This is a genomic window from Bacillus sp. VT 712 (assembly GCF_001614195.1).
GTDB lineage: Bacteria > Bacillota > Bacilli > Bacillales > Bacillaceae_H > Priestia > Priestia flexa.
Window position 1 is genome coordinate 101162 of record NZ_LWBK01000010.1, and the last position, 23189, is coordinate 124350.

The following is a 23189-nucleotide window of genomic DNA, read 5'->3' on the forward strand; positions in this document are numbered from 1 at the left end:
CCTACTTTATCTTTGTAATTGAAACTTGTTCTAATAATTCTTCTACATAGCTTTTTTCACATAGTTCAAGCGAGAAAGCTGTAGCACTACCCGATGCCACTCCTGTACGGAATGCCTCAAGTAAGTCATTTTCTTTTGTGTAAGCAGCTAGAAAACCCGCTACTAGTGAATCGCCTGCTCCAACTGAGTTTTTAACATTCCCTTTTGGTGCAGTTGCTCGGTACACTGCATCTTTTGTAATCAACAGTGCCCCGTCCCCAGCCATGGAAACTCCTACGTTTTTTGCTCCCATTTCGACTAGTTTTTGACCGTATTGAATTGCATCTTCTACACCGCTTACCTCAACATTAAATAATTCGCCAAGCTCGTGATGATTTGGCTTAATAAAAAATGGATTATGCTTCACTACATCTAGAAGTGTTTTCCCACTTGCATCTACGACAACTTTCACACCTTTAGCAGTAGCTTGTTGCGTAATCGTTTCATAAATATCTTTTGGAAGCGTTTTCGGAATACTGCCTGCTAACACAAGCACATCATGCTCTTTCATCTGAGAGATTTGCTGTAAAAGCTGCTGAAGAGCTTCTTCCGAAATAGTAGGCCCTTGTCCATTTACTTCTGTTTCAGCTTTTGTTTTTAGTTTTACATTAATGCGAGTATCTTCATTAACTCTTGTAAAAGCGGTTTTGATTTCTTCCGTTTTCAAGTAATCTTCAATATATGTTCCAGTAAACCCACCGATAAAACCAAGCGCTTTGTTTTCGACGCCCAATCGTTTCAACACGCGAGATACGTTAATTCCTTTTCCACCCGGAAACTTTACTTCGCTTGTTGTTCTGTTTAATTCGCCTTCTTTAAAGTCTGTTACATGTACAATGTAATCAACTGAAGGGTTTAACGTACATGTATAGATCATAATTTCACAACCTTTATGTCTGTTTTGTTTGCATATTGTATAAGCACCTCTTGCGGTAGCTCATTTGTAATAACAGTTGCTGCATGTAGGTCTGCTATTTTTGCAAAGCTGGTTTCAAAAAATTTTGTTGAGTCTGCCAGGATATAAGACTCATGAGATAGCTTCATCGCTGTTTGTTTAATAAGGGCTTCCTCAGGATCCGGTGTGGTGTATCCGTATTGATGATGAATTCCGTTTGCTCCCATGAAGCATTTATCAAAGCGATACTGCTCTAAACTTAAGAGCGCACCATTTCCAATTAAAGCACCTGTCTTATGCTTAAGAGCACCACCTGTTAAATAAAGGGTAATACCTTCTTTAAGCATTAAATTTAAATGCATAAGCCCATTTGTCACAACAACTACATCTTTTTGTTTTAAAAATGGAATCATTTCATACGTTGTCGTTCCTGCATCTAAAAAGATGCAATCGCCTTCATGGATAAGAGAAGCTGCGTATTCAGCAATTCTTTGTTTGTCTTCTACATTTTTATCAGCTTTTTCTATAACGCTTAGTTCAATTCGCTTTTTCTGAATTAGTGAAGCACCACCGTGAACACGTTTAAGTAGCTGTTCTTCTTCCAACTGACTTAAGTCACGACGTATTGTGGACTCAGAGGCACCCGTCACTTCAATAAACTCTTGCACTTTAACAAGCTCTTTTTCTTTTAAAAGCTTTAACATTAGCTGATGCCTTTCAGGTGTTAGCATAACGTGACTCCTTTTCCAAAAAAGCGTTTTCATTTATCTTTCATGATTTTACTTTAACACGCAAATCTTTCAAAATCAATCATAAAAAATCAGTTTCATTCACTTTTTTTATTTTTTTTAATAAAAACTTACGGTTAACGGAAGCGCTCTAATATGTAGGTTTCAACACATTTACACTAAAATCAAACGTTATAACCAAATGTTATAATGCGGTCATATTAATTGTTCAACCTGTCATCATTGAACGTTTATGATTGTTTTATAACAAATAAAGCTTGTTCACTTAAATTTGCCCACACCAAAAAGTTGTCCATTTTTTTGGACAACCATTGGGAAGTTCGTTATTTAAATAGAAACAACAGCATGTATAAAATGGATGCTAACGCCGATGAAATAGCTAAACTAGATGCAAAGCGAACGAGCCTTCTTTTGATGAACTGCGTTAACTCAATTTCTCTCACTTGACTTTTTTCATTTTGCATATCTTTCCCCTTCTTTTTTATATAGCTACGGCACACTTTACACTCAATACTACCTCGTCTCAATACTACCTCGTGCTGCCGCGAGCTTTTTTATCAGTATATGCAGACTCCACAAAAAAGATACAAAGCCAATGAATACAATAAAAGCTACTTCAAAATTGAAGCAGCTTAATCCATGCACAGCATTGCGTTAACAACAAAGCTTTCCCGAATAGAATATGTATAATAAGGACCCGTTGCTAAAAGGCGGTTTGATTGCTGATCAATACAATCAATCGTGACTCGATCATACTTTCGAACGCTACCTCCTTCATAAACATGTAGATTAACTAGTCGATGTTGTTCGCACGCTGTATGAAGGATTTGACTAATCTTTTCTCTACCTTGCATTCGTGCTGGTGGTGTCTCTAATTTTAGATGAGAACGATAAATTTCTTTCATCTGCTCCACATGTTCGGGCATCAAAAGCTTGGCATATTTTTTTAGTTCTTCTTGATACAACTCCCTCTCCCCTTTCATTATCCACATTAACGAACATACGTTCTTTTTGTAAGGCAGAAATTATTTTTATTTATCATAATATGCTTTATTCATTGCATAACTTTTTCATTTTTCCATATGAAGTTCAGCGTGTCAAAAAATTTACCTCTCGTTTTTAAAAACTAGTCTTTCATTCCAGTAGTCTCCTTGATATAATACATTTTCATGGAGATAGTTTCGCCAGAATGAAAATTAACACACTAGAAAGAAGATGTATATGATGGTAAAACGAATAAAAGAAATTATACTAATTTTATTTGGTAGCTTAATTTTTGCGCTTGGTATCAACTATTTTGCTATTCCAAACGAGCTTGCAGAAGGTGGCGTAACTGGGGTTACTATGATTACATACTACCTGTTCCAGTGGTCTCCAAGTATAACAAACTTTATTATTAACGGCCTGCTCGTTTTGGTTGGATATAAGTTTTTACATAGACGCGTCATTGTCTATACGGTCCTTTCTATTGTTGCTACTTCGGTTTTTTTACATCTAACTGAAGAAGCAGGAGCACCGCTAGACGATACGCTTTTAGGCGCCATCTTCGCTGGCCTATTCGTTGGAATCGGTCTTGGCCTCGTGTTTAGAGGCGGGGGGACCTCAGGTGGATCTGCGGTTATTGCTCGAATGACTAATGAATACTTTGATTGGAATATTAGCAGAACCATGCTTGCGATTGATTTAGTCGTTGTAGGAAGTGCCTATTTTGTAATTGGAGGCGAAAAAACGATGTACACCGTTATCGCACTCTACATTGGTACAAAGGTACTTGATTATATTATTGAAGGATTAAACCCTCGCAAAGCCGTAACGATTATTTCAACTCGTTCAAACGAAGTGGCTGAACAAGTTAATAATAAGATGGAGCGTGGCGTAACGGTTTTTACAGCGCACGGCAGCTATACAAAAGAAGCCAAACAAGTACTCTATATTGTAATTAACAAGCAAGAGCTTTTAGAGCTAAAGCGAATTATTCATAAAGTGGACGATCAAGCGTTTGTTGTAGTGCATGATGTGCGAGATGTATTTGGTCTCGGTTTTACTTTACCGAAAGCAGGCTAACCCTTCTATTATATAATAGAAGGGTTTTTTCACCATTTAGATAGCTTTATGTTTAAAATAAGTTAAGCCACTGACGAAAAAGAAAGCAAAGCTCCCTAAAACAGTAATGAGTAATGTTCCTGGTGTAAAGAATAAAAATTGAAAAATACCAGCATTGATATTTTAATACCAATCGTTATCGTTTTATTATTTTCATCCACTCAGTTTATGACACCAGTTACAATTAAGGAAATTAGTTTAATGATTATTGGATCAATTGCTTTAGGAAGTTTCATAGGAGCAGTTTTATATGGCTTAAACAAATTTTTTCAAAAGTTGACAACAAACTAAATAAAAGCCCTTTGACTCAAAGGCTTTTCTTTTGGTATCATCTAGTAGTTTTGCATATCTTAGTGTCATTTCTGGAGAAGCATGAGCCAATAACTCTTGTACTGTTAAAATATCTGCACCACCGTTTAACATTTTGACAGCATATGTATGGCGAAATTGATGGCTTTTAAAATAAATGCAATCTTTGCACTAGAACCTTTTGATTGGTGACAAAAACCAGCTAATATCCGGTCAAGATATTAGCTGGTTTTTTGTAATGAACACTTAGAGCGAAAAGAGCGCAATCCTTACTCTAGAAAAGCGCCCGATTGTGGAAAACCAAAGAGTAACAATCACCCTATCTGATAAATTCATAAAACGGATTCTCTGGTTCATCTTTTTTTAAATCCACATTATATTCACCAAGAAAATTGATGTACTCCTATTCTAACAAATTTTATTTGGGACTTATATGTATGCCTTCACTCTCCCGCCAATCTGCGTAAAGTATACGCTTTACATTATCATATCCATTGGTAGTTAATTGGTTATCTAACCACTGTTGATCAAATCCGAGTTCATGTAAATTATCCCATAAAATTTCCCCATCTATAATTAACGATGTTGGGAGGTCTACTTGACTTTCTGGAAGATTGAGATCTTGCTTGTCTGGGTTTTGATACTTAGATTTTAATAATAAACTTATTTCCCCATTAGCTTCCAATATACCGTATTTGACTTCGCGAACTGAAAAAACATTATTTTGTCGAAGTATACTCAAAACTTGATTTACATCCAATTTGTTCTTTTTAAGTAACTTTCGATCCATGACACCATCCCGAATGATGATGTTAGGATCGCCTAATAAGAGAGAACGTATCGATTTATTTTTTAGAGTCATAAACTCTATCACCAACATGAGAAGCGTCCACAATCCGATGGCATATAAAAAGTGAAAAGTCCTTACCTTATCTTCATACATGGTATTTCCTAAAAGATCTCCAAGTACTAACACAAAAACTAAGTGAAACGGGGTTAACTGAGAGATGGATGTTCTGCCTGTTATGATAATAATAAAAAATAAGGTGACAAAACCTACTATGACTTTGATCGTTACTAAACCAATATTAACTTCTTCCAAAGTTTTTTCCTCCAATTTAAATTTTACTTAGTTGTAAGATCTTGAAGTGTAGATAAAAATGATACAGCTTATCTTCTAATAAACTTATTTCCTTAAGATTTTCAAATATATTATCTATTGATATCACCCCTATATTTAAATTAAAAGCTAACAGCTATTTTTGAATTCAAACTCTTTGAGCTGCCTTTTTTAGTATTTCTATTTTTTAGTAATAAAATTCCATCGTAAATAAGAAAAAAACCCATGTTGAAAGTTCTTCTAACACGGGTTTTCGACTTTTTTCAAATGAATCAGAAATATTTTAAAAACAATGAAATTTTTAAAATATAGATTTAAGATAGAACAATAAAAACAGGATACATCATCTTATAATAATGGAGAAAGCAGGCGAGAACCCTGTTCAACAATGCGATCGGTCAGGGATCGTTGCAGCAAGTCTTCAATTCTTAATGGTACAGAATCAGTAAGATCCCTCTCGAACTGCTCTGTGAGTTCCCCTGCCACATCAGCACTGTACAAGACTTGACACACTTCATAATTCAGGCGAAAACTTCTCATATCATAGTTTGCTGAGCCTACTTCTGCAATTTCCTCATCAATGATCATCAGTTTCGCATGTAACATTCCTTTATCGTACTGGTAGATTTGGACCCCAGCTTCTATAAGTTCCCCGTAATAGGTACGACTTGCAAAGCCCACAATTTTTTGATCAATATGGCGAGGAACAAGTAATCTTACCCGTACACCACGAGCCACAGCTGTCTTTAATGCCATAATAATATCTGTTTCTGGTATAAAGTAGGGCGTTGTTATATCAATGGTTTTGGTCGCTTGTGTTATACATATAAAGTAAGCTTGACGAATAACTGGTGTAGGAATTCCAGGGTTTCCTTCCAACGTATGGATGTATGCTTTTTGCAATTCTCCTGTCTTTGTTTGAGTATTGTCTGTTTTACCTTCTATAGGCCATAACTCAGATCCTAATTCGGCAGACCATCTTGAAAGATCTATGCTGCCGGTTGGATTGATTTCCTTTGATTTATATTTTGGGATTTTAGGGGCCTTTTTCGTTGCCTCAGATTTTGTTTTTGACTTTATCCGTTCTGGTACAGCTATATTCCAATGAACGTCGAAGATAGTCTGCAAGTCGTCTGTTGCTTCCCCTATAATTTGCAAATGAGTGTCCCTCCAAAATCCTACGTCTGGCTTTAATCCCGTATATTCATACCCAACGTTCATACCGCCAGTAAAGGATTCCTTTCTGTCAATCGTGACAATCTTACAATGATCCCGATAATTCCAATTGGACAAAATCCAGGGAAAGCTTAAAGGAAATATTGTCCGACATTCTATCCCTGCTTCCACCATCTGAAGAATTTTTTGACGCGGAAATTTTTTACTCCCCCAACCATCTCTAATAAAACGAACCCGCACTCCATTTACTGCTTTTTCGATCAGCAGTTCTGTGATGCGATTACCAATTTGGTCGTTCCGATAGATGAAATATTCCAGATCAATGGTTTTTTGGGCTTTTTGTAGGGATTCGATAAGTTGTTCATATTTTGCTATTCCATTGTTTAGTACTTGGACTTTGCCGACTCGAAGCCCGCCTACAGTAAAATACCTTAAAGCATCGGCGATTATCGATGCTGAATCACTACATGTATCAGGTAACTTATCAGACTCATTATGAAAAGAGGTCAATCTTTTACGATGAATAAGCTTGGGATTTGATATGCTAAGATATAGTAAGAAACCAACGACAGGCAAAACAAGGACGATTACTATCCAATTCAAAGCTTTGGCTGGCCGACGAACTTCCCAAATTGCTATGAATAAGATAAAGAACGTATTTAACAGGTATAGAAAAAAAATCCACTCCAACTAAAATTCCTCCTTAGTTTTTCCCTTAATATGTACAAACTATGTAGCAAGTATACGTTTGGAATACGAGGAATTGTTCAGATTGACCTTTTCTCATGAGACACCTCAAATAATTTTGTAATTAGTTTGTTTTGTCACAGGAAATTTAATGTTGGAGATGTATCGAAAAACAAAAAAGGAGGTTCGTTTTACATTTATTCCATTTAAACCTAAAATCTTACATTATTCTGCTGTAGCTGACTAAGTATATTCGATGTTAAAAAGACTCCAACAGGGGGTAAGGTACCACTAATTACGGGATATCCGGTAAGAGCTCTATCGGTTGTAGTAACCCATGTTCCGTATTCGCTGCGGGTATCATAGCTGAAATTGGCCAAATAGACCGGTTTGATGATGAAACTAAAGTAGCGAAATACGCAAGTCTATACTGGCGAAAGCATCAGTCTGGGCGCTTTACTGCCGAAGACAGTCCTTATCACGTAACGGTAACTACTACTTGCGATATTACTTAGTTGAAGCCGCCAACTCCGTAAGAAGGCAAGTTCCGGATTACCGGGATTTACTACGTGAAAAAGTACAGTGAAGTACCAAAACATCAACACAAACGTGCACTCGTTCTAACCGCAAGAAAACTCGTGCGATTGGTGGATGCGCTACTAACGCAGTCACCAACTCTTTACGCCAGAAAGGGGCGTGAAAATATGACATAAAACTTGTCATTGCTATCTTTCAAATAATTTCCAGTAAATAACATTCGTTACTGGTCTAGTTTCGTGATGCTTTTTTTAAGTAAATTGCCCTTTGATAACTTTACATTCTTTCATTTTTCAGTTGACATACTACCGCAGGTCTTTATTATCCATTATTAAAAATTATGTTTATACTATATCCATTAATGGATTTTACTAAAGACCCTTCTGTCCTATGCCAACTGCTAAATTGTTACTTCTGACTTTATAGCTTGAAACCCGTCATAACCTTATTTAACCTCTTAAAAGAGGGGTCACTTTATCAATGGCTTCTTGTAACTTTTGACTGTTTTGGCTATACATATGTTTCGCTTTTTCTACTTCTGTCCCAAGCGCAAATAATTCTAAGTCCGCCTGACATTTTTTCATGGTTGAAAGTAATAAAGGCTTTTCTTGAGGAGAAGGAACTTGAAGTTTATCATCAAAAAGGTCAACGGTTAATTGCCCATAAGAATCTACCTGCCCAAGAAAGACATTTTCAATGGTAACTCCTAGTTTTTCTAGTTCAGTGTGTAACCACCTTCTGCTTTGGCCAATTGTCGCTAATGGTTCATCTAATATTTCACCATCCATAATAACTGTTTGAGGTTCCTTACTTGGAGCAACAGCTATCCCTAAATCTTTTGCGGTTAACGGTCGATTTTCTTTCTTTAACAAGACGTTGAGATCGCCGGTTGGCTCTAATACCGCAAATTCCACATCAGCTGCCTGATAGACACTTTTCTGTCGAAGTAACTCTAACAATTCATCGATTGTGTATTTTTCCTTTTTCAAATTATCTTCCATGATTTTTCCATCTTTGATAAAAACCGTCCCTTTCCCCTCCATAAAGTCGCGAAAATGTTTATTTTTCAAGGAAATGATGCCTGCTAAGAAGGGTACTGCCGCAAAGATTACGATACTAAGTATCCCATGAGCAATGCTTTTATCAATTCCCGTGGCCATGTCTGCTCCTATATTACCGATGGTCATACCGGTGACATATTCAAAGAAGGAAAGCTCAGATATTTGTTTTTTACCTAACCATTTTGTAATAGCAAAAAGAATAACTAAAAACAGTAAAGACCGCAAAACTACAATTAACCAATCTGGCATCTTTTACACCTCCTATAAAATTAGAAAAAGCTGTTCGTCTTAAAAACCTTTATATTGGGCTTCTTCTCTCTCCAATTCTCCCACTCGATTTTTTAAATCTGTTACGATTTCATTCATGACATTCATCGTTTCGTGCAAAGTCTGCTTTGATTGATCATCTTGAGTTCGTAATGCTAAATTGGATAAACCAGCTTCTACTCCTTTAAGACTGACAAGACATTGTTTCACATCTGATGCAATCGTCATTTTACATCCTCCTTATCCTTTTGGTTTAAAAAATATAGCGCCAATCATTCCAAAAATAATGGCGGCTGAAATTCCGGCACTTGTTACTTCAAACATTCCTGAAATAACACCTACTAACCCATGTTTTTCGGCTTCAGCCATTGCCCCATGTACAAGAGAATTTCCGAAACTTGTAATAGGAATGGTCGCTCCTGCTCCTGCAAAATCGATAAAAGGTTCGTATAAACCAAACCCATCTAGAAGAGCGCCAATCACTACAAATGTACTTAAGGTATGTGCTGGTGTAAGCTTAAATACATCAAACATAATTTGCCCAATAACGCAGATCAAGCCTCCTACAACAAAAGCCCAAAAGAAAATCATAGCTCTTATTCACCTCCATATTCAATTGATACCGCATGAGCGATACAAGGAATAGTTTCACCCTGCTGAAAGCTTAATGGCGATAATAAAGCACCTGTTGCTACGACTAATATTCGTTTAAATTCGCCTTTTTTCATTCGGTTTAATAGATGACCATATACAACGGTTGCTGAACATCCTGGCCCACTAGCGCCAGATAGAACTGGCTGTCCTTCTCGATAAATCATAAGGCCACAATCTTGATATTGTTCTTCACGTATTGGTGTTCCATGTTTTTTAAATAAATCAAGCGAGACTTCTCGTCCAATGTGGCCAAGATCTCCCGTTACAATCAAATCATAATAAGATGGATCAAGATTTCGCTCAGTAAGATGTGCTTCAATGGTATCAACAGCCGCCGGAGCCATTGCTCCTCCCATATTAAATGGATCCGTCATTCCCATATCGATCACGCGTCCAATCGTTGCAGAGGTCACACGAGGTCCCTCTCCAGAATCACTTAACAAAGCAACGCCAGCACCTGTCACTGTCCATTGAGCAGTAGGTGGTTTTTGTCCACCGTATTCGGTCGGATAACGAAATTGTTTTTCGACGGCGGTATTGTGACTCGAAGCACCAGTTAACAAATAGTTAGCTCCTTTTGTGTTAACTAAGTAAGCACCAAGAGCCAGTCCTTCCATGGATGTAGAACAAGCACCAAATAATCCAAGGTACGGTGTGCCAAGTGTTCGGCAAGCAAAACTAGTGGGCGTCATTTGATTAATCAGATCTCCTCCAAGGAAAAACTGAACCTGTTCCTTTTGAAGACCTGCTTTTTCGATAGCTTTTTGACTCGCTTCTTCTACCAAAACCTTGTGCGCTTTTTCATAAGAATCCTGTTTTAACCATAAATCAGAATGAAGTAAATCAAAATCATTAGCAAGTGCTCCTTTTGCTTCAAAAGGACCTCCGACCGTTCCAGTGGAGATAATGACAGGTTTTTGATCAAAGACCCATGTACGATGTCCCGTAAGCATTACAAGCCACCCCACTGTATGAGAATCGTTTTAATGGCCGCAATAACAAATGCCGAAAAGGTACCAAATAAAATGACGGAGCCAGCTAACTTAAACATATTACCACCAACACCTAGGACAAATCCTTCCGTTCGATGTTCAATACATGCTGATATGACGGCATTTCCAAAGCCGGTAACGGGAACCGCGGAACCGGCACCTCCAAATTGAGCAATTCGATCGTAAACACCGAAGCCTGTTAGAAGCATAGCAATAAAAATCATGGTCCCTACTGTTGGGTTTCCAGCCGTTTGATCTGTAAAATCAAAATAATAAATATAAAACAGTTGAATGGCTTGGCCAATAAGACAAATGATCCCACCCGTAAAAAAAGCTTTGATACAATTTTTAACTACTGGTCTCTTGGTTTCTTTCTGTTTTTCAAGATCTTGATATTCCTGTTGGACAGGTGTTAATTGTTTCTTTTGATTATTTGACATGTGTATACCTCTTTCATCACGCTTTTTCTTTCATAAGGTTTTTAATATTGTTAAATTCTCTTTTTAATGTTTTTTTCTTTATCTTGTCTTTTTGCAGTTTTTCTTCTAATTGTTCCAACTCCCAATAGATTTTTTGATCAGTTGAAACTAAGACTTTATAATCCGGATAAGCTTTTTCTAAGTCTGTTTTCACGTTCTTTTTGATTTTTTTTAATTGAAAGCGATGAAATTGATCTACTTTTATCGCCATTAACAGCTCTTTATCGGTATTTACTGCTTTAACAGCCGAAACTTCTTCCTCTTTTATGATCTTTTCTTTTGCTTGATTGGCAACTGTTTGATTAATGGGTTGGTTTGTATGTACCTTGACGATCGTTGTATCATCATTGCCATTAGTCGAATGATTCTGTTGCCCCGTACATCCGGATATATATACAATAATCATGGCTAAAAAAAGAAAATGATTTAATCTTCTTATCTTTCTTTTCATACAATCACCTGTCCGTTTCTACTCAAGAATTGAAGTGTAAAAAGGTTGGTTAATTGAACCAACCTTTTTATCCTATTCTTATTGCTTGTATTGAGGCTCTTCTTGTTCGATTTGTTGAACACGTGGTTCAATGCTGTCTACAACGGATTGGGTTTGCTTAGCTGCATCTTGGTAAAGTTGCTTAGCTTGTTGATTATCTGTACTAAGAGCAAATGTTTCAAAACTTGCTTGAGCACTTTTCAATCCTGCTAGAGCTGTTTTAACGTCATTTATTACTGTCATGATAATTTCCTCCTTGAATTTTTTTTTGTTACTCTTTTATATTGCTCTATGGAGAATTTTTTATTCAATGATTTTTGGGAAATTTAAATCTAAATTATTTTTGACGTATAGCTCCATTTTTCCGATAATAACCCCTTTTCCATATCCCCATCATTTCTTCTATTTCTCGTTGACAGCAATAGCTCTTATAACTTTTCATTTTTTCTTTTCTCAACTTCAATTTCTTTTACACCCCTACCTTTATAAATCTGAATTTTCTGCAATATTATTCATGCACAAAAAAATCCTTTATAATGGTTGGGTGGTAGTAAACCATCCAAATCCAAAATAAAGGACATACACATGGATAAGTTTACACGAAAAACATCATTTGAACAATGGCTTTCACCGATTTCCTCCACAAAACTAGAGGAACTTGTGGAAACCTATCAATTAAATTACTATACAAAGAAGCTGTACATTGCTTCATTCTTGAAATTACTCGTATTCGCACAACTCAACGAAACCGAAAGTCTACGTGCGGTTAGTGATACGTTATTCTCGGATGACCTACAAAAAGCAACCGAACTAGAATCAATTAGCTTTTCGCAGCTCGGACGCCGATTAAATCAAGTGCCGACAGAGGTGTTCCAGCAGGTGTTTCTAGATTTAGTCGCGCAAATTCATAAGAAAACGCATTTTGAAAAGCGACGGAAAATGACAACACCACTGAAAATCATCGACTCAAGTACGTTGCCACTCAATTTGAATAATCACAAATGGGCGGAGTTTCGCAAAACAAAATCAGGCATTAAGTTCCATTTACGTCTTGTTTACTTAGAAAAGGGCTGTTCATACCCGGATAAAGCGGTGTTAACGAATGCGATTGAACATGATCGAGGTCAGCTAGAAGTACTTGTTGACGACAAAGAGTGCATGTATGTTTTTGACCGTGGTTACTTGGATTACAAGCAATTTGACCGTATGACAGACGACGGGTATTTCTTTGTCTCACGCTTACGAAAAAACGCCGTTACACATCAAATCGAGAAATTTCACCTTCCAAAAAATTCAACTGTTTTATCAGATGAAATGATTTCTTTGGGCACAGCACAAAGTCGGGCTGGTAATGAGTTTCGACTACTGAAAGTGATGGATTCAAAAGGGAAGGAGCTGCACCTCATCACGAATCGTTTCGACTTAAATGCGGATGAACTCGCTGAACTGTACAAATCACGCTGGGCAATCGAGCTGTTTTTCAAGTGGATGAAACAACACTTGAACATCAAAAAGTTCTACGGACAAAGCGAACAAGCTGTCCATAATCAAGTGTACATCGCAATGATTGTCTACTGTTTAAACGTACTGGCTCAGTTGGGTACAAACAGTTCACGGACGTACTTACAAATTAGTCGGTTGTTAAAAGCAGCACCGTGGAAATCCGCACACATTTGGATTCGAAAAATAGCAGGAAGAGCTGTCCCGTAAAGGTTTAACCGTCTCTGTCGCCCTCGCCAAAGGTTATAGTGAAAAAATGGATGATTACTACCTCTGTTCACGTGTCTTCATTTTTCTTCTCAAACGGAAAAATAATAAGACAGAAAATTCAGTCAATATTTATGCGACGTTAGTGAGTTAAACCGTATATAAAAAAGCTAGTATACTTTCCCTTCTTTAAACGGATAATAACGAAAGAAATGTTATGTTAAAATGAAAGGAGTAAGACAAGATGAAAAAAAGAAAATATTTATTTGGCCTTCTATCCACCATTTTATCTGTAGGATTCCTTTTCGGTTGTAATGATAAAAAGGATGAAGCCGAGCCCGATCCAACTGAAGAACCTTCTGAACAAAAGGCAGAAAATGATCGCAACAATGGACCACGAGATGTGGGATTCCAACCCGATGGAACCGAGAATAATAATGTAGATGATAATAATCAGACACGATTAGAGGTAGCTGATAAGGCTGCAGATCGCATTGCTAAATTAGACGAAGTAGACAGTGCAATTGTGATTGTTACAAACCGAAATGCCTATGTGGCAGTTGTTTTACGTGATGGAACAAAAGGAGAAGTAACAGATCGTTTAGAAAAGAAGATTGCCGATCAAGTAAGAGCGACAGATCCAGATATTCGAGACGTATTTGTATCATCTAATCCTGACTTTGTAGAGCGTATGAGGGATTATGGAAACAGAATTAATGAAGGCGCTCCAGTAAAAGGGTTATTTGAAGAGTTTACTGAAACCATTCGAAGAGTATTTCCTAACGCTCGTTAAATTAGAGTGATTGAGTGTAACAAGTCCATTCGCTATGTGCTAAAAAAGAGAAACCCTTGTTCAACGGGTTTCTTTTTTAGTTACTATGATAGTAGGGTTTATCAAAAAAACTCATATTTTGTGGACAAAGTATAAGCCTTTGGTTGAGCGATCAGCAAATTAACTATCTCATTTTTCCAAATAATCTATAGTATTATATCATTTACACTTTACCTATATGTCAAGTAGGAATTAAAAATTTGAATATTCTTTTTAGTTAAAATATGGTATTGTTTTATGTAACAAAAGGAGGTTCTATTGTGACAACTACCATTACCTATAAACGAAATTGTCCTATTAATGCGCAACAACTAATCAGCGTCTTTGCATCTTCTGGTATCAAGCGTCCTATCCAAGACGTGGCTCGAATCCAGAAAATGATTGACCATGCGAATTTACTGATTACGGCTTGGGATGGTGAAAAGCTAATTGGCATCGCTCGCTGCGTAACTGATTTTAGCTATTGCTGCTACGTATCAGATCTTGCCGTGTGTAAAGAATACCAACAAAAAGGAATTGGAAAAACACTTCTCAATAAAATAAAAGAAGAAGCAACTGATCAATCAGCCATTATTTTATTATCTGCACCAAGCGCAGTTGAATACTATCCTCATATTGGTTTTGAACAAGTGGACGTCGCTTTTCGTATTCCTCGTTCCAATTAAAAAAGTCTCAAAGCACTTGTATAAACTCAGGTGCTTTGAGACTTTTTATCGGGAAGAAATACCGTGAACGTACTTCCTTTATTTATGCGACTTTCAACAGAAATCGAGCCTTCATGTAAGTTAACAATTTTTTTAGAAATCGCAAGCCCCAGCCCATTACTTTTTAGCGACCTTGATTTATCTACTGTGTAAAAGCTTTCGAAAATGTACTTTTGATCTTCTTCATCTATACCAATTCCCGTATCTTTCACTGAAACGGTTACACCTTCTTTCATAGAAGCCATTGAAACTTCAATCGTGCCGCTTTGATGCGTATATTTAATACTGTTTGAAAGCAAGTTAAGCCATACTTGCTCCAGTAGCTCTTCATCTCCTTCAATCCTAACTCTTTCTAAATCGAGCTCAATCTCAAGTTCCTTCTCTGTCCACTGTGGCTCTAACGCCAGAATGACATGACGAATTTGTTCATCCAAATCGTACGTTTTGTGATGAAACGGATGATGCTCAGCATCTAATGAAGCTAGCTTTAAAAGATTCGAGCTTAATTGTGAAAGCCTTGTACTTTCTTTTTCAATAATCGTTAAATATTGCTGCTTTTTATCTTCACTCACAATATTATCTTTTAAGGCTTTTGAAAAACCTTTAATAGAAGTTAACGGTGATTGAATTTCATGGGAGACGCTCGCAATAAACTCTTGTCTCATCGTTTCAATTTTGTTGAGTTCTTTTGCCATTTGGTTGAAATTTTTGGTTAATAAACCAATCTCATCGCTAGATGCATGCTCAACTTGAACCGAGTAATCCCCCTTACCTACTTTTTTCATCGCTCCACTTAATCGCTGAATTGGTTTGATAAGAATCGTAGAAACGTATGCAAATAAAATAATTCCAATAAACAACACGCTTATGAGCTGAATAAGCTGTACGTCTTGAATAACAGAAATTTGCCTTTGAGGATGCGACTGAACAAATAAAGCATATTTCTGATTATTTTCAATAAAGGGTATTCCCACAATGTTTGGTTTTGGCTTATTGGATGGTTCACTTTCAACCGTTGAAAACCGATCTCCCCGCAAAACATTATCTACAACGCTTTTGTCAATGGGCAAAGTCGGTCCTCGATCGCCTAATACTCTCCTATTATACTCGGAATCAACAATAATAAATGAAAAGTGAATAAATGATGTATTCGATAAAAAACGAGCGGCTTCATCGGAACCATTTGCACCGTATAATTGAATGAACTCCTCACCCATCCGAAACATATCCGGCTCTAGCTTATCACCTAGCCTGTCTTTACTTAAAAGTGTTGTAATAGTAATTGTAATAATAACGCTTAACACAATCGTTATTATAAACGAAAGCACCAGTTTCAAATAAATTGACTTCACATTAACACCCTTCTAGTTTATACCCTAGCCCTCGAACAGTTTTAATTTCAATATTTGCCTTAAGACCACTTTGATTTAAGCGCTCACGAATCCTTTTGATGTGGACATCAATAGTTCGTTCATCTCCTTCGTAATCGAAACCCCAAATACTTTGGATAAGCTGGTCTCTTGTGAAGATTTTCCCAGGTGAACTCGCCAATTTAAACAAAAGATCAAATTCTTTTAGAGGAAGGCTTTCAACATAGTCACCAACATGCACTTCAAGTTTCGTACGATCTAATCGTATATTTTCAATATGAACAATATTACTTGCTTCAATTCGATACCTTCTCAAAAGTGCCTTCACTCTAGCAACTAATTCTTCAGGGTTAAATGGCTTGACAACATAGTCATCCGTTCCAATATCAAAGCCTTTTAGCTTATCGTGAGCTTCACCTCTAGCCGTTACCATTAGTACGGGTATATCAAAATACTCTTTAATCTCTCTTGTTAATTCCCATCCATCTTTATAAGGCATCATAATATCTACCACGGCCAAGTCTACTCTAAATTCTTCTAACTTTTGCCACGCTTCTTCTCCATCTCCTGCTTCAATCACTTTAAATCCTTGTGTTTCTAGATAAACTGAAATCAGCTCTCGAATATGCTGATCATCGTCTGCTACTAAAATTTGAATCACGCTGTATTTCCCCCGTCCATTATCATCCTTTATCATGTGACTTTATTATATAAATTAAATATGAATTGAATATGAACAATGCTCTTACTTTGTTTTCAATCGCTCTTGTTGAACAATTTGCTGCAAGTAAGATAAAAATATATTCCGTAAATCTTCTCTTTTTAAAGCCATTTCAACCATTGCCTGTAAGTAACCAACCTTATCACCAATGTCGAAACGACTTCCTTTTAGCCGCACACTAAAAATCTGTTCATACTGAGATAAATCTTTTATCGCATCTGTTAATTGTAATTCATTTCCTACTCCTTTTTCAATTTTTTTTAGCGACTGAAAAATAGAAGGCGTTAAGATATATCTTCCCATAATGGCTACATTCGATGGCGCTTGCTCAGGTTTTGGCTTTTCCACCACGTCTTCAACTGAATATACATCCCCAACCACAGACCCAGCTTTAATAATTCCATACTTTGATACATCTTCTTTCTTTACTTCTTTAACACCAATAACCGATTGATTCAGTTCTTCATACACCTTTATAAGCTGCTTCAAAGCCGGCGTTTCACCTACCATTACATCGTCACCAAGCAAGACTGCAAAAGGTTCATCTCCAATAAACTTCTCTGCACACAAGATTGCATGCCCGAGCCCTTGAGGCTCCTGCTGCCTGATATAGTGTACGCTTGCCATCTTCGAAATACGCTGTACATTTTCTAATAGTTCATACTTTCCTTTTTCTACTAGCAGATGTTCTAATTCAACTGACTTATCAAAATGATCTTCGATTGCTTTTTTATGCTTACCTGTAATAAAAATAATGCTTTCAATGCCCGCTTCTACTGCTTCCTCCACAATATACTGCACGGCAGGCTTATCAACGATTGGGAGCATTTCTTTTGGAAGAGCTTTTGTGACTGGTAGAAACCTAGTACCTAACCCTCCAACCGGAATGACTGCTTTTCTAACGTTCATAGTGTTCCCTTCCTTCCATTGTTTTTGTAAACACATAGCGATTTGTTAGCACAAAATTAATTCCTAAACTACCTATACTTGCAGCCCCTTTACTTACAAAAAGGTTGAAAGAGGCATATTCATGACATAACAGCAAAATAAGCGAACTACAAATGAATGTAACCAAATTGACAACTAAAAATTTAGTAACTTCCTTAACCGTTGAGGGCTCTTTTCGTTGAAACGTCCATTTTCTGTTTAGCGTATAGCTATTTGCAACTCCAGCTCCATAAGATATCCACTGAGCAATTAAATAATACATGCCAAATGACACGAGCACCATGTAGACGCTTAAATCAATTACCGTGTTTAAGACACCAACTGATGAAAACTTTGAAAATGCAAGTAAGCCTTTTTTATTCACGATGAGCAAACTTTCTTATCGGCTGTTGCTTGTATGTTTTTCTCACAATATAAAGCGGACGATTTTTGGCTTCGTCATAAATCCGACCAATATATTCACCAATCATTCCTAAAATCACCAAAGTAAAGCCACTAAACAACAGTTGAATAACAATAAGAGATGACCACCCTGCAATTGTGTTATCCGTAAATAGCTTTAAATATAAAACGATAATAAGATAGACAAAGCCGATAAAAGATAATGCTACGCCAGTATAAGTTGCTAGTTTTAAAGGCTTATATGAAAAGGAAGTAAGGCCATCAAGCGATAATTTCAGCATCTTTTTCAGCGGATATTTTGATTCCCCAGCTGCTCGTTCATCTCGTTCATACTCCAAGGCAATTTGCTTAAACCCAACCCAACTGACAAGACCTCTGACAAATCGATTCTTTTCTTGTAATAGCTTCATTTGATCGCATACTTTACGATCTAGCAAGCGAAAATCTCCCGTGTCTAGAGGGATTTCAATATCAGTCATTGAGCGCAGTAATCGGTAAAACATGGCAGCGGTATGCTTTTTAAAATACGATTCTCCTTTTCTCTTTGTACGCTTCGCATAGACTACGTCGTAACCTTGCTTCCATTTATCAATCATTTGGAGAATCAATTCAGGTGGGTCTTGTAAATCTGCATCAATGACTACCACCGCATCTCCCTTGGCATAATCCATGCCAGCAGTAATTGCAATTTGATGACCAAAGTTACGTGCAAAATCTAACAGCATAACTGACGAGTCTTGTTGACTATATTGAATTAAAATATCTGCTGTTTTATCGCGGCTACCGTCGTTCACGAAGAGAAGCTCATACGCTTCTCCTGTGGACTTCATCACTTCTGTTAAACGATGGTAAGTTGTATGAATAACCTCTTCTTCGTTATAAACAGGAATGACAATGGAATATTTAATTGCACTCATTTATTCTTCTCCTTTCACATCAACATAATAGAGTTGTGAAGCCCCTCCACCAGGTCCATCTTGTTGGCTATTCTCATTTTCTTTCCATTCTTCGGAAGGAATCTCTGTGCCGTTCTCCTGAATCCAGCTAATAATGTCAGAGTTTCCACCCATTCCTCGATTTCCAATTAAGAAGTAGTGAACATCTCCACTTGCAACAAGCTTTTCAAGTTCTGTAACTGTTAAAATGGAATCAGCCCCTGAAAAACCTCCCATCGTCATTACGGCTTCGCCCGTTTCAATGATATACGGTGCTGCCGCTGTGGAATCGAGCGTAGCAAATAGGTACTTTGTTCCGTTGCGATTCTTTTCAAGGAACGTAAGAAGAGATTGGTTAATCTGTCCATTCATTCCACGACCGTCATTCCTCTTCTCTCTATTGGTAGAACTCTTTTCATCATTAGGTGCTTCATTCGTATCTACTTGATTGTTATTGTTTATTGAGACGTCTTGTTCATCACCTGGAAATGCCATATCATCCATTTGAGGTAGCTGTTCATCTTGCGAAGACGTTGGACCCGCTTCTGGAAGCATGCTGTTTCCACCATAAAGAATTGGTGTCATTGCCCAGTAAAGTGGACCAATCACAAGCACAATAAGTGCTGCTGTCATCATATACGTATTGATTGCTGATCGCTGTTTCATACTCCCAAGTGCTAAAGCCAATGTAATTCCGATAATCCCCACAGCCAAGATAGATGCAAGACCGATTGTTTCACGATCCGGTAGCATAATGCTAACCTGCAACCCAGCTGTTAATGCAATACCTACCGGCAACAGCCATGACTTCCACCCTTCGAGGCCACGATATGCCTTCCATAAAACTGGGAGTCCTGCTCCTATTACTGCTGCTAACGGCGGTGCTAGCATGATGAGGTAATACTGATGGAAAAATCCTGCAATGCTAAAGAACACAGCTACTGGTACTAACCACGCTAACCAAAATACAGTATGAAGAACTTTCGTGCTTAGGGTTTCTTTTACTCTTGCCCCTCCCAACAAACTGATAATGCTCACAATCGCTAATGGTAAAAACCAGCTAATCTGATCTGCAAGTCCATCTTGAATTAATCGAAACATGCCAGGCGTTCCTGTATTAAATCTTCCAGCGTTTCCTCCACCAGGGTCATTGTTATCTCCGTCCATCTGTGGAGGGGATTGTCCGCCTGGTGCATTTCTAAAATTTGAGTCTTGTCCACTATCTAAGTTTGAGTTTTGCTGATTTTCATTGTCACTTGAATCAGTTGTATTTCCTCCACCTTGCATCCCTTCATTTTCTAATGCTAATTCATCTTGCTTATCACCGCTTGGAGGTATCAGATGCTCACCTTGTTCTTCATTTTGTCCACGGCTTCCTTGGGGGCTACCCCCACCAGACATCTCTCCTGTCAAACGCGAAATACCGTTGTAACCGAGCGCTAGCTCTAATACTGAGTTTGTTTCACTACTTCCAATATAAGGCCTTTTATCTTCTGGAATTAAGTCAACAATTGTTGCCCATGAAAGCGATACAACAATTAGTAGTACTGTCGCTCCAGATAATAAGCTGATTTTTTTCTTCCAGTCAATCTTTGCTGATAGCCAGTAAAATAAATAAAATGCTGGTAAAACCATATAAGCTTGCATCATTTTCATATTAAATCCAACACCAATGAGCACAAACGCTAGAAACAGCCAGCGATGTTTTTTTATGGTTATCGCTTTAAACAGCATCCACGTTGCTAATAATAAGGTAAAAACAAGTAAACTATCGATGTTGTTGGTTCGACTAACGGCTGGAACAATTGGCGTTATAGCCATGGTTAGCGCAGCTATTCGCCCCGCAGCTACACCAAATACTTTTTTTATCATGACGTACAGCAGAATAACTGACCCTACTCCTGCTAACGCTTGAGGCAAAATCACACTCCAACCGTGAAATCCAAAAATCTTAGCACTAATCGTTTGAATCCAAAACGCAACGGGCGGCTTATCCACCGTTACGAACCCCGCTGGGTCAAACGATGCAAAAAAGAAGTTATGCAAATTTTGCATCATGCTTTTGACAGCTGAGGTGTAATACTGGTTGACATATTCATCTTCCCATATATTCGTAAAGTTTAAGGCTACAGCTAGTGTTAAAATCCACACTAACCATTTATCAATTTTTTTCTTTTTTCTATTCATTCTTTCACTCCCTTATTGATTGTAAGGCTAGTGTAATAAACGAATATGAACTGATTATGAACATTCTTCTTAGATTAACTATTTAGGTACAAAAAAAAAGCAGGTGTAATCTACACCTGCTTACCACTATAACCCTGCGTTACGCTGCAATCGTTTGGCAATCTCTGCGAACTCATCTGGACCGATTCCAGGAGCAAACTCTTCAGTTACCTCTTCTAAGTCTGGAATTTTCCCACCTTTAGGCGTTCCTTCAATGACTTCTAGCTTCCCACCATCTTCTGGGTGCGTACCTTTCCAAATCTTCGCAATTCCCATATAATCAGCATCACTAAATGTATAGAGACGGCGATGAACACCTTGGTCTTCATATTTTCTAGCAGCATCGAACGATTTGTTACTCAAATTTGGAATTGGCACTAGTTTTGTAACATCCACACCGGTTGCGATTTCTAACGCTTTAGCATATGCCACAACGTGAACCCCACCACGAACTAATAAATATCCAATCATTTCACGAGCAACTGGGTTATCTGTCATTTGGTATACCCTCATTTTATGGGTTCTTGCCCCACACTCCAAAAAGAAATTGTGCAATAAATCCAGAATTAAATTTCCACTATTAAAGACATTTTCTCCTGTCCAAGCTTTTCCCATAGAGTCGAATGGATAAGCTGTTTGCGCAGTGGCAATAAAATGCTGGGTATTGCGCACATCCTTTGCATCCTGCATTGGCGTAATGTCTGGATCACCTGGAAACGTAGATCCTTCTAACATAAGATTAATTGTATTGGATACGAGTTCTACATGCCCAAACTCTTCTGCTGTAATGCTCGCAACTAAATCATAAAATGGGCGCAGCTTTTTCTTTGTACGAAAATTAAATGACTGATACATATAGTTGTTTAGCGTGGACATCTCTCCAAACTTACCACCTAATAGCTCTTGTACAGCAGCAGCTGCGTTCGGATCTGGATTTTTCGACTCTGGTAAATCAATTAATAATTTATCAATCCGCTTAAACATAGCGCATTCCTCCACTCTCTCTAAAAAATTCCATTCATTAAGATGTATGAAGTGACAAGGTTGTCTCATTCGCCAAATGAACTTTTACACAAAAACTATGCACCTCAACCGTTAAACCATCTAACAATTGAGGCGCATTTTTTCTGCTTATTATTCAGGCATAATCCACACAATTTGTTGAATACGTACAAAGAAGCTAGAATCTTTTGATTGAATGACAACGTGATCAATTTTAACATCCTTAACTTTTCCACGTATGTTTCCACGTACGGTTTCAATAACTACTTCTTTCCCCTTGACTGATTCAAGAGTCGCAAATACATAAGGATCGACTTGAGTTACCATATAAGGCGCTTCATAATTACGCTCGTCTTGTTCATAAGTCATCCGTTTATCGTCTCCTTTTTTCTATTGTCGTTTTAATGTATGCATCATTCTTTCAAATATGAACATTTATTAACGTACACACTTATGCTTTACATGGCTTGGTTCTAGTGAATATAATAAAACAAAAATGAAAAAAGGCAGGCTATTTATGAGCGAAGATTATGCATTTCGATTTCATATTAAAGACTCTTATCCAATAGACAAACCTGAGACAAAAGAAGCTGTTGTTTTCACAAAGATTAAAACAAAAGCGGGGGACATACTTTTTGAAGGAGATGTACGCGTGCACGTTACTTCCATTGGGGTATTTCCTGTAGTAAAAGATATTGCAAGTGCCGTATCAAATAAATCGCTTCGTCAGCTGTTAACTGCAGAAGTAAAGCGCTATGTTCGTCCTCACCGAAATTTTTTATAA

General features: G+C 37.5%; 27 protein-coding genes and 2 pseudogenes. 7 read left to right on the top strand and 22 right to left on the bottom strand.

Annotated elements, in window-relative coordinates; translation table 11 throughout:
* Window position 1: 1 nt before the first annotated feature.
* The 4 genes from pfkB to A2U94_RS06630 all read right to left on the bottom strand — a co-directional run bounded on the left by pfkB (window position 2) and on the right by A2U94_RS06630 (window position 2648).
* Complete coding sequence (gene pfkB, locus A2U94_RS06620; protein ID WP_025910761.1) at window positions 2-916, bottom strand: 1-phosphofructokinase; 915 nt, start codon at window positions 914-916, stop codon at window positions 2-4.
* Entirely contained in the window at window positions 913-1665 is a 753-nt protein-coding gene (locus A2U94_RS06625) for a DeoR/GlpR family DNA-binding transcription regulator (protein ID WP_025910762.1), read from the bottom strand. The genes pfkB and A2U94_RS06625 overlap by 4 nt, the downstream gene beginning before the upstream one ends.
* Before the next feature lie 341 nt (window positions 1666-2006).
* On the bottom strand, window positions 2007-2147 hold the full coding sequence (locus A2U94_RS21460) for a hypothetical protein (RefSeq protein ID WP_165932490.1): 141 nt from the start codon (window positions 2145-2147) through the stop codon (window positions 2007-2009).
* A 168-nt stretch (window positions 2148-2315) separates the two neighbouring features.
* Complete coding sequence (locus A2U94_RS06630) at window positions 2316-2648, bottom strand: YolD-like family protein (RefSeq protein WP_160169909.1); 333 nt, start codon at window positions 2646-2648, stop codon at window positions 2316-2318.
* Window positions 2649-2907: 259 nt separating this feature from the next.
* Here A2U94_RS06630 and A2U94_RS06635 point away from each other — a divergent pair, with 259 nt between their 5' ends.
* Window positions 2908-3747, top strand: a complete 840-nt coding sequence (locus A2U94_RS06635; protein WP_025910764.1) for a YitT family protein — start codon at window positions 2908-2910, stop codon at window positions 3745-3747.
* A 138-nt stretch (window positions 3748-3885) separates the two neighbouring features.
* Complete coding sequence (locus tag A2U94_RS21085; protein ID WP_025910766.1) at window positions 3886-4077, top strand: hypothetical protein; 192 nt, start codon at window positions 3886-3888, stop codon at window positions 4075-4077.
* A gap of 12 nt (window positions 4078-4089) precedes the next feature.
* Here A2U94_RS21085 and A2U94_RS20555 read toward each other — a convergent pair.
* The 3 genes and pseudogenes from A2U94_RS20555 to A2U94_RS06650 all read right to left on the bottom strand — a co-directional run.
* Window positions 4090-4248: pseudogene (locus tag A2U94_RS20555) on the bottom strand (tyrosine-type recombinase/integrase); the annotation flags it as partial.
* Between the two features lie 265 nt (window positions 4249-4513).
* A complete protein-coding gene (locus tag A2U94_RS06645; RefSeq protein WP_062686491.1) occupies window positions 4514-5197 on the bottom strand; it encodes a DUF421 domain-containing protein in 684 nt (227 codons plus the stop codon).
* Between the two features lie 366 nt (window positions 5198-5563).
* Window positions 5564-7081 carry a phospholipase D-like domain-containing protein gene (locus A2U94_RS06650; protein WP_062954483.1) on the bottom strand — a complete coding sequence of 506 codons (1518 nt, stop codon included), beginning with the start codon at window positions 7079-7081 and terminating at the stop codon, window positions 5564-5566.
* Window positions 7082-7422: 341 nt separating this feature from the next.
* Here A2U94_RS06650 and A2U94_RS20560 point away from each other — a divergent pair.
* Window positions 7423-7786: pseudogene (locus tag A2U94_RS20560) on the top strand (transposase); the annotation flags it as partial.
* A gap of 278 nt (window positions 7787-8064) precedes the next feature.
* Here the strand turns inward: A2U94_RS20560 and A2U94_RS06655 are convergent.
* From A2U94_RS06655 to A2U94_RS06685, 7 genes are all read right to left on the bottom strand, one after another.
* Window positions 8065-8925 (bottom strand): DUF421 domain-containing protein, encoded by an 861-nt coding sequence (locus A2U94_RS06655; protein WP_062686493.1) that lies wholly within the window; start codon window positions 8923-8925, stop codon window positions 8065-8067.
* 39 nt (window positions 8926-8964) lie between these two features.
* Entirely contained in the window at window positions 8965-9171 is a 207-nt protein-coding gene (locus A2U94_RS06660) for a DUF1657 domain-containing protein (protein WP_034655740.1), read from the bottom strand.
* A gap of 12 nt (window positions 9172-9183) precedes the next feature.
* The gene (spoVAE, locus tag A2U94_RS06665; RefSeq protein WP_025910774.1) at window positions 9184-9534 is read right to left on the bottom strand and encodes a stage V sporulation protein AE; all 351 of its coding nucleotides are present in this window, start codon (window positions 9532-9534) and stop codon (window positions 9184-9186) included.
* A gap of 5 nt (window positions 9535-9539) precedes the next feature.
* Window positions 9540-10550: a stage V sporulation protein AD gene (gene spoVAD / locus A2U94_RS06670; protein ID WP_062686494.1), complete on the bottom strand. Its 1011-nt coding sequence runs from the start codon at window positions 10548-10550 to the stop codon at window positions 9540-9542.
* Window positions 10550-11029: a stage V sporulation protein AC gene (spoVAC, locus tag A2U94_RS06675; protein WP_025910776.1), complete on the bottom strand. Its 480-nt coding sequence runs from the start codon at window positions 11027-11029 to the stop codon at window positions 10550-10552. Before spoVAC ends, spoVAD begins: the two co-directional genes overlap by 1 nt.
* Window positions 11030-11045: 16 nt before the next feature.
* Window positions 11046-11519, bottom strand: coding sequence for a YhcN/YlaJ family sporulation lipoprotein (locus A2U94_RS06680; protein ID WP_025910777.1), 474 nt, complete (start codon window positions 11517-11519; stop codon window positions 11046-11048).
* A 78-nt stretch (window positions 11520-11597) separates the two neighbouring features.
* A complete protein-coding gene (locus tag A2U94_RS06685) occupies window positions 11598-11801 on the bottom strand; it encodes a DUF1657 domain-containing protein (protein WP_061785506.1) in 204 nt (67 codons plus the stop codon).
* A 342-nt stretch (window positions 11802-12143) separates the two neighbouring features.
* On the opposite strand from A2U94_RS06685, the gene A2U94_RS06690 reads away from it, so the two are divergent.
* From A2U94_RS06690 to A2U94_RS06700, 3 genes are all read left to right on the top strand, one after another.
* Complete coding sequence (locus A2U94_RS06690) at window positions 12144-13268, top strand: IS4 family transposase (protein ID WP_062954485.1); 1125 nt, start codon at window positions 12144-12146, stop codon at window positions 13266-13268.
* A gap of 241 nt (window positions 13269-13509) precedes the next feature.
* A complete protein-coding gene (locus A2U94_RS06695) occupies window positions 13510-14058 on the top strand; it encodes a YhcN/YlaJ family sporulation lipoprotein (RefSeq protein WP_025908868.1) in 549 nt (182 codons plus the stop codon).
* A 299-nt stretch (window positions 14059-14357) separates the two neighbouring features.
* Window positions 14358-14762 (top strand): GNAT family N-acetyltransferase, encoded by a 405-nt coding sequence (locus A2U94_RS06700; protein WP_025908869.1) that lies wholly within the window; start codon window positions 14358-14360, stop codon window positions 14760-14762.
* Window positions 14763-14788: 26 nt separating this feature from the next.
* Here the strand turns inward: A2U94_RS06700 and A2U94_RS06705 are convergent, their stop codons facing one another.
* From A2U94_RS06705 to A2U94_RS06740, 8 genes are all read right to left on the bottom strand, one after another.
* Window positions 14789-16153 carry a sensor histidine kinase gene (locus A2U94_RS06705; RefSeq protein WP_025908870.1) on the bottom strand — a complete coding sequence of 455 codons (1365 nt, stop codon included), beginning with the start codon at window positions 16151-16153 and terminating at the stop codon, window positions 14789-14791.
* Window position 16154: 1 nt separating this feature from the next.
* Window positions 16155-16832, bottom strand: a complete 678-nt coding sequence (locus tag A2U94_RS06710) for a response regulator transcription factor (protein ID WP_025908871.1) — start codon at window positions 16830-16832, stop codon at window positions 16155-16157.
* A gap of 84 nt (window positions 16833-16916) precedes the next feature.
* Window positions 16917-17801: a UTP--glucose-1-phosphate uridylyltransferase GalU gene (galU, locus tag A2U94_RS06715; RefSeq protein ID WP_025908872.1), complete on the bottom strand. Its 885-nt coding sequence runs from the start codon at window positions 17799-17801 to the stop codon at window positions 16917-16919.
* Complete coding sequence (locus A2U94_RS06720) at window positions 17791-18204, bottom strand: GtrA family protein (RefSeq protein WP_025908873.1); 414 nt, start codon at window positions 18202-18204, stop codon at window positions 17791-17793. Before A2U94_RS06720 ends, galU begins: the two co-directional genes overlap by 11 nt.
* Entirely contained in the window at window positions 18197-19159 is a 963-nt protein-coding gene (locus tag A2U94_RS06725) for a glycosyltransferase family 2 protein (protein ID WP_025908874.1), read from the bottom strand. Before A2U94_RS06725 ends, A2U94_RS06720 begins: the two co-directional genes overlap by 8 nt.
* Window positions 19160-21364 carry an ArnT family glycosyltransferase gene (locus A2U94_RS06730; protein WP_025908875.1) on the bottom strand — a complete coding sequence of 735 codons (2205 nt, stop codon included), beginning with the start codon at window positions 21362-21364 and terminating at the stop codon, window positions 19160-19162.
* A gap of 126 nt (window positions 21365-21490) precedes the next feature.
* Window positions 21491-22387 (bottom strand): manganese catalase family protein, encoded by an 897-nt coding sequence (locus tag A2U94_RS06735; protein WP_061786399.1) that lies wholly within the window; start codon window positions 22385-22387, stop codon window positions 21491-21493.
* Between the two features lie 150 nt (window positions 22388-22537).
* Complete coding sequence (locus A2U94_RS06740) at window positions 22538-22774, bottom strand: YuzF family protein (protein WP_025908877.1); 237 nt, start codon at window positions 22772-22774, stop codon at window positions 22538-22540.
* Between the two features lie 148 nt (window positions 22775-22922).
* On the opposite strand from A2U94_RS06740, the gene A2U94_RS06745 reads away from it, so the two are divergent.
* Window positions 22923-23189, top strand: a complete 267-nt coding sequence (locus A2U94_RS06745; protein ID WP_062954487.1) for a hypothetical protein — start codon at window positions 22923-22925, stop codon at window positions 23187-23189.

What these genes read in the sequence shown, in the direction of transcription:
- spoVAD (WP_062686494.1), bottom strand. Translation starts at nt 10,550, where the DNA reads ATGCTTACGGGACATCGTACATGGGTCTTTGATCAAAAACCTGTCATT.
- A2U94_RS06655 (WP_062686493.1), bottom strand. Translation starts at nt 8,925, where the DNA reads ATGCCAGATTGGTTAATTGTAGTTTTGCGGTCTTTACTGTTTTTAGTT.
- A2U94_RS06730 (WP_025908875.1), bottom strand. Translation starts at nt 21,364, where the DNA reads ATGAATAGAAAAAAGAAAAAAATTGATAAATGGTTAGTGTGGATTTTA.
- A2U94_RS06725 (WP_025908874.1), bottom strand. Translation starts at nt 19,159, where the DNA reads ATGAGTGCAATTAAATATTCCATTGTCATTCCTGTTTATAACGAAGAA.
- A2U94_RS06680 (WP_025910777.1), bottom strand. Translation starts at nt 11,519, where the DNA reads ATGAAAAGAAAGATAAGAAGATTAAATCATTTTCTTTTTTTAGCCATG.
- spoVAC (WP_025910776.1), bottom strand. Translation starts at nt 11,029, where the DNA reads ATGTCAAATAATCAAAAGAAACAATTAACACCTGTCCAACAGGAATAT.
- A2U94_RS06635 (WP_025910764.1), top strand. Translation starts at nt 2,908, where the DNA reads ATGGTAAAACGAATAAAAGAAATTATACTAATTTTATTTGGTAGCTTA.
- A2U94_RS06745 (WP_062954487.1), top strand. Translation starts at nt 22,923, where the DNA reads ATGAGCGAAGATTATGCATTTCGATTTCATATTAAAGACTCTTATCCA.
- A2U94_RS06735 (WP_061786399.1), bottom strand. Translation starts at nt 22,387, where the DNA reads ATGTTTAAGCGGATTGATAAATTATTAATTGATTTACCAGAGTCGAAA.
- spoVAE (WP_025910774.1), bottom strand. Translation starts at nt 9,534, where the DNA reads ATGATTTTCTTTTGGGCTTTTGTTGTAGGAGGCTTGATCTGCGTTATT.
- A2U94_RS06685 (WP_061785506.1), bottom strand. Translation starts at nt 11,801, where the DNA reads ATGACAGTAATAAATGACGTTAAAACAGCTCTAGCAGGATTGAAAAGT.
- galU (WP_025908872.1), bottom strand. Translation starts at nt 17,801, where the DNA reads ATGAACGTTAGAAAAGCAGTCATTCCGGTTGGAGGGTTAGGTACTAGG.
- A2U94_RS06660 (WP_034655740.1), bottom strand. Translation starts at nt 9,171, where the DNA reads ATGACGATTGCATCAGATGTGAAACAATGTCTTGTCAGTCTTAAAGGA.
- A2U94_RS06690 (WP_062954485.1), top strand. Translation starts at nt 12,144, where the DNA reads ATGGATAAGTTTACACGAAAAACATCATTTGAACAATGGCTTTCACCG.
- A2U94_RS06625 (WP_025910762.1), bottom strand. Translation starts at nt 1,665, where the DNA reads ATGCTAACACCTGAAAGGCATCAGCTAATGTTAAAGCTTTTAAAAGAA.
- A2U94_RS06695 (WP_025908868.1), top strand. Translation starts at nt 13,510, where the DNA reads ATGAAAAAAAGAAAATATTTATTTGGCCTTCTATCCACCATTTTATCT.
- pfkB (WP_025910761.1), bottom strand. Translation starts at nt 916, where the DNA reads ATGATCTATACATGTACGTTAAACCCTTCAGTTGATTACATTGTACAT.
- A2U94_RS06740 (WP_025908877.1), bottom strand. Translation starts at nt 22,774, where the DNA reads ATGACTTATGAACAAGACGAGCGTAATTATGAAGCGCCTTATATGGTA.
- A2U94_RS21460 (WP_165932490.1), bottom strand. Translation starts at nt 2,147, where the DNA reads ATGCAAAATGAAAAAAGTCAAGTGAGAGAAATTGAGTTAACGCAGTTC.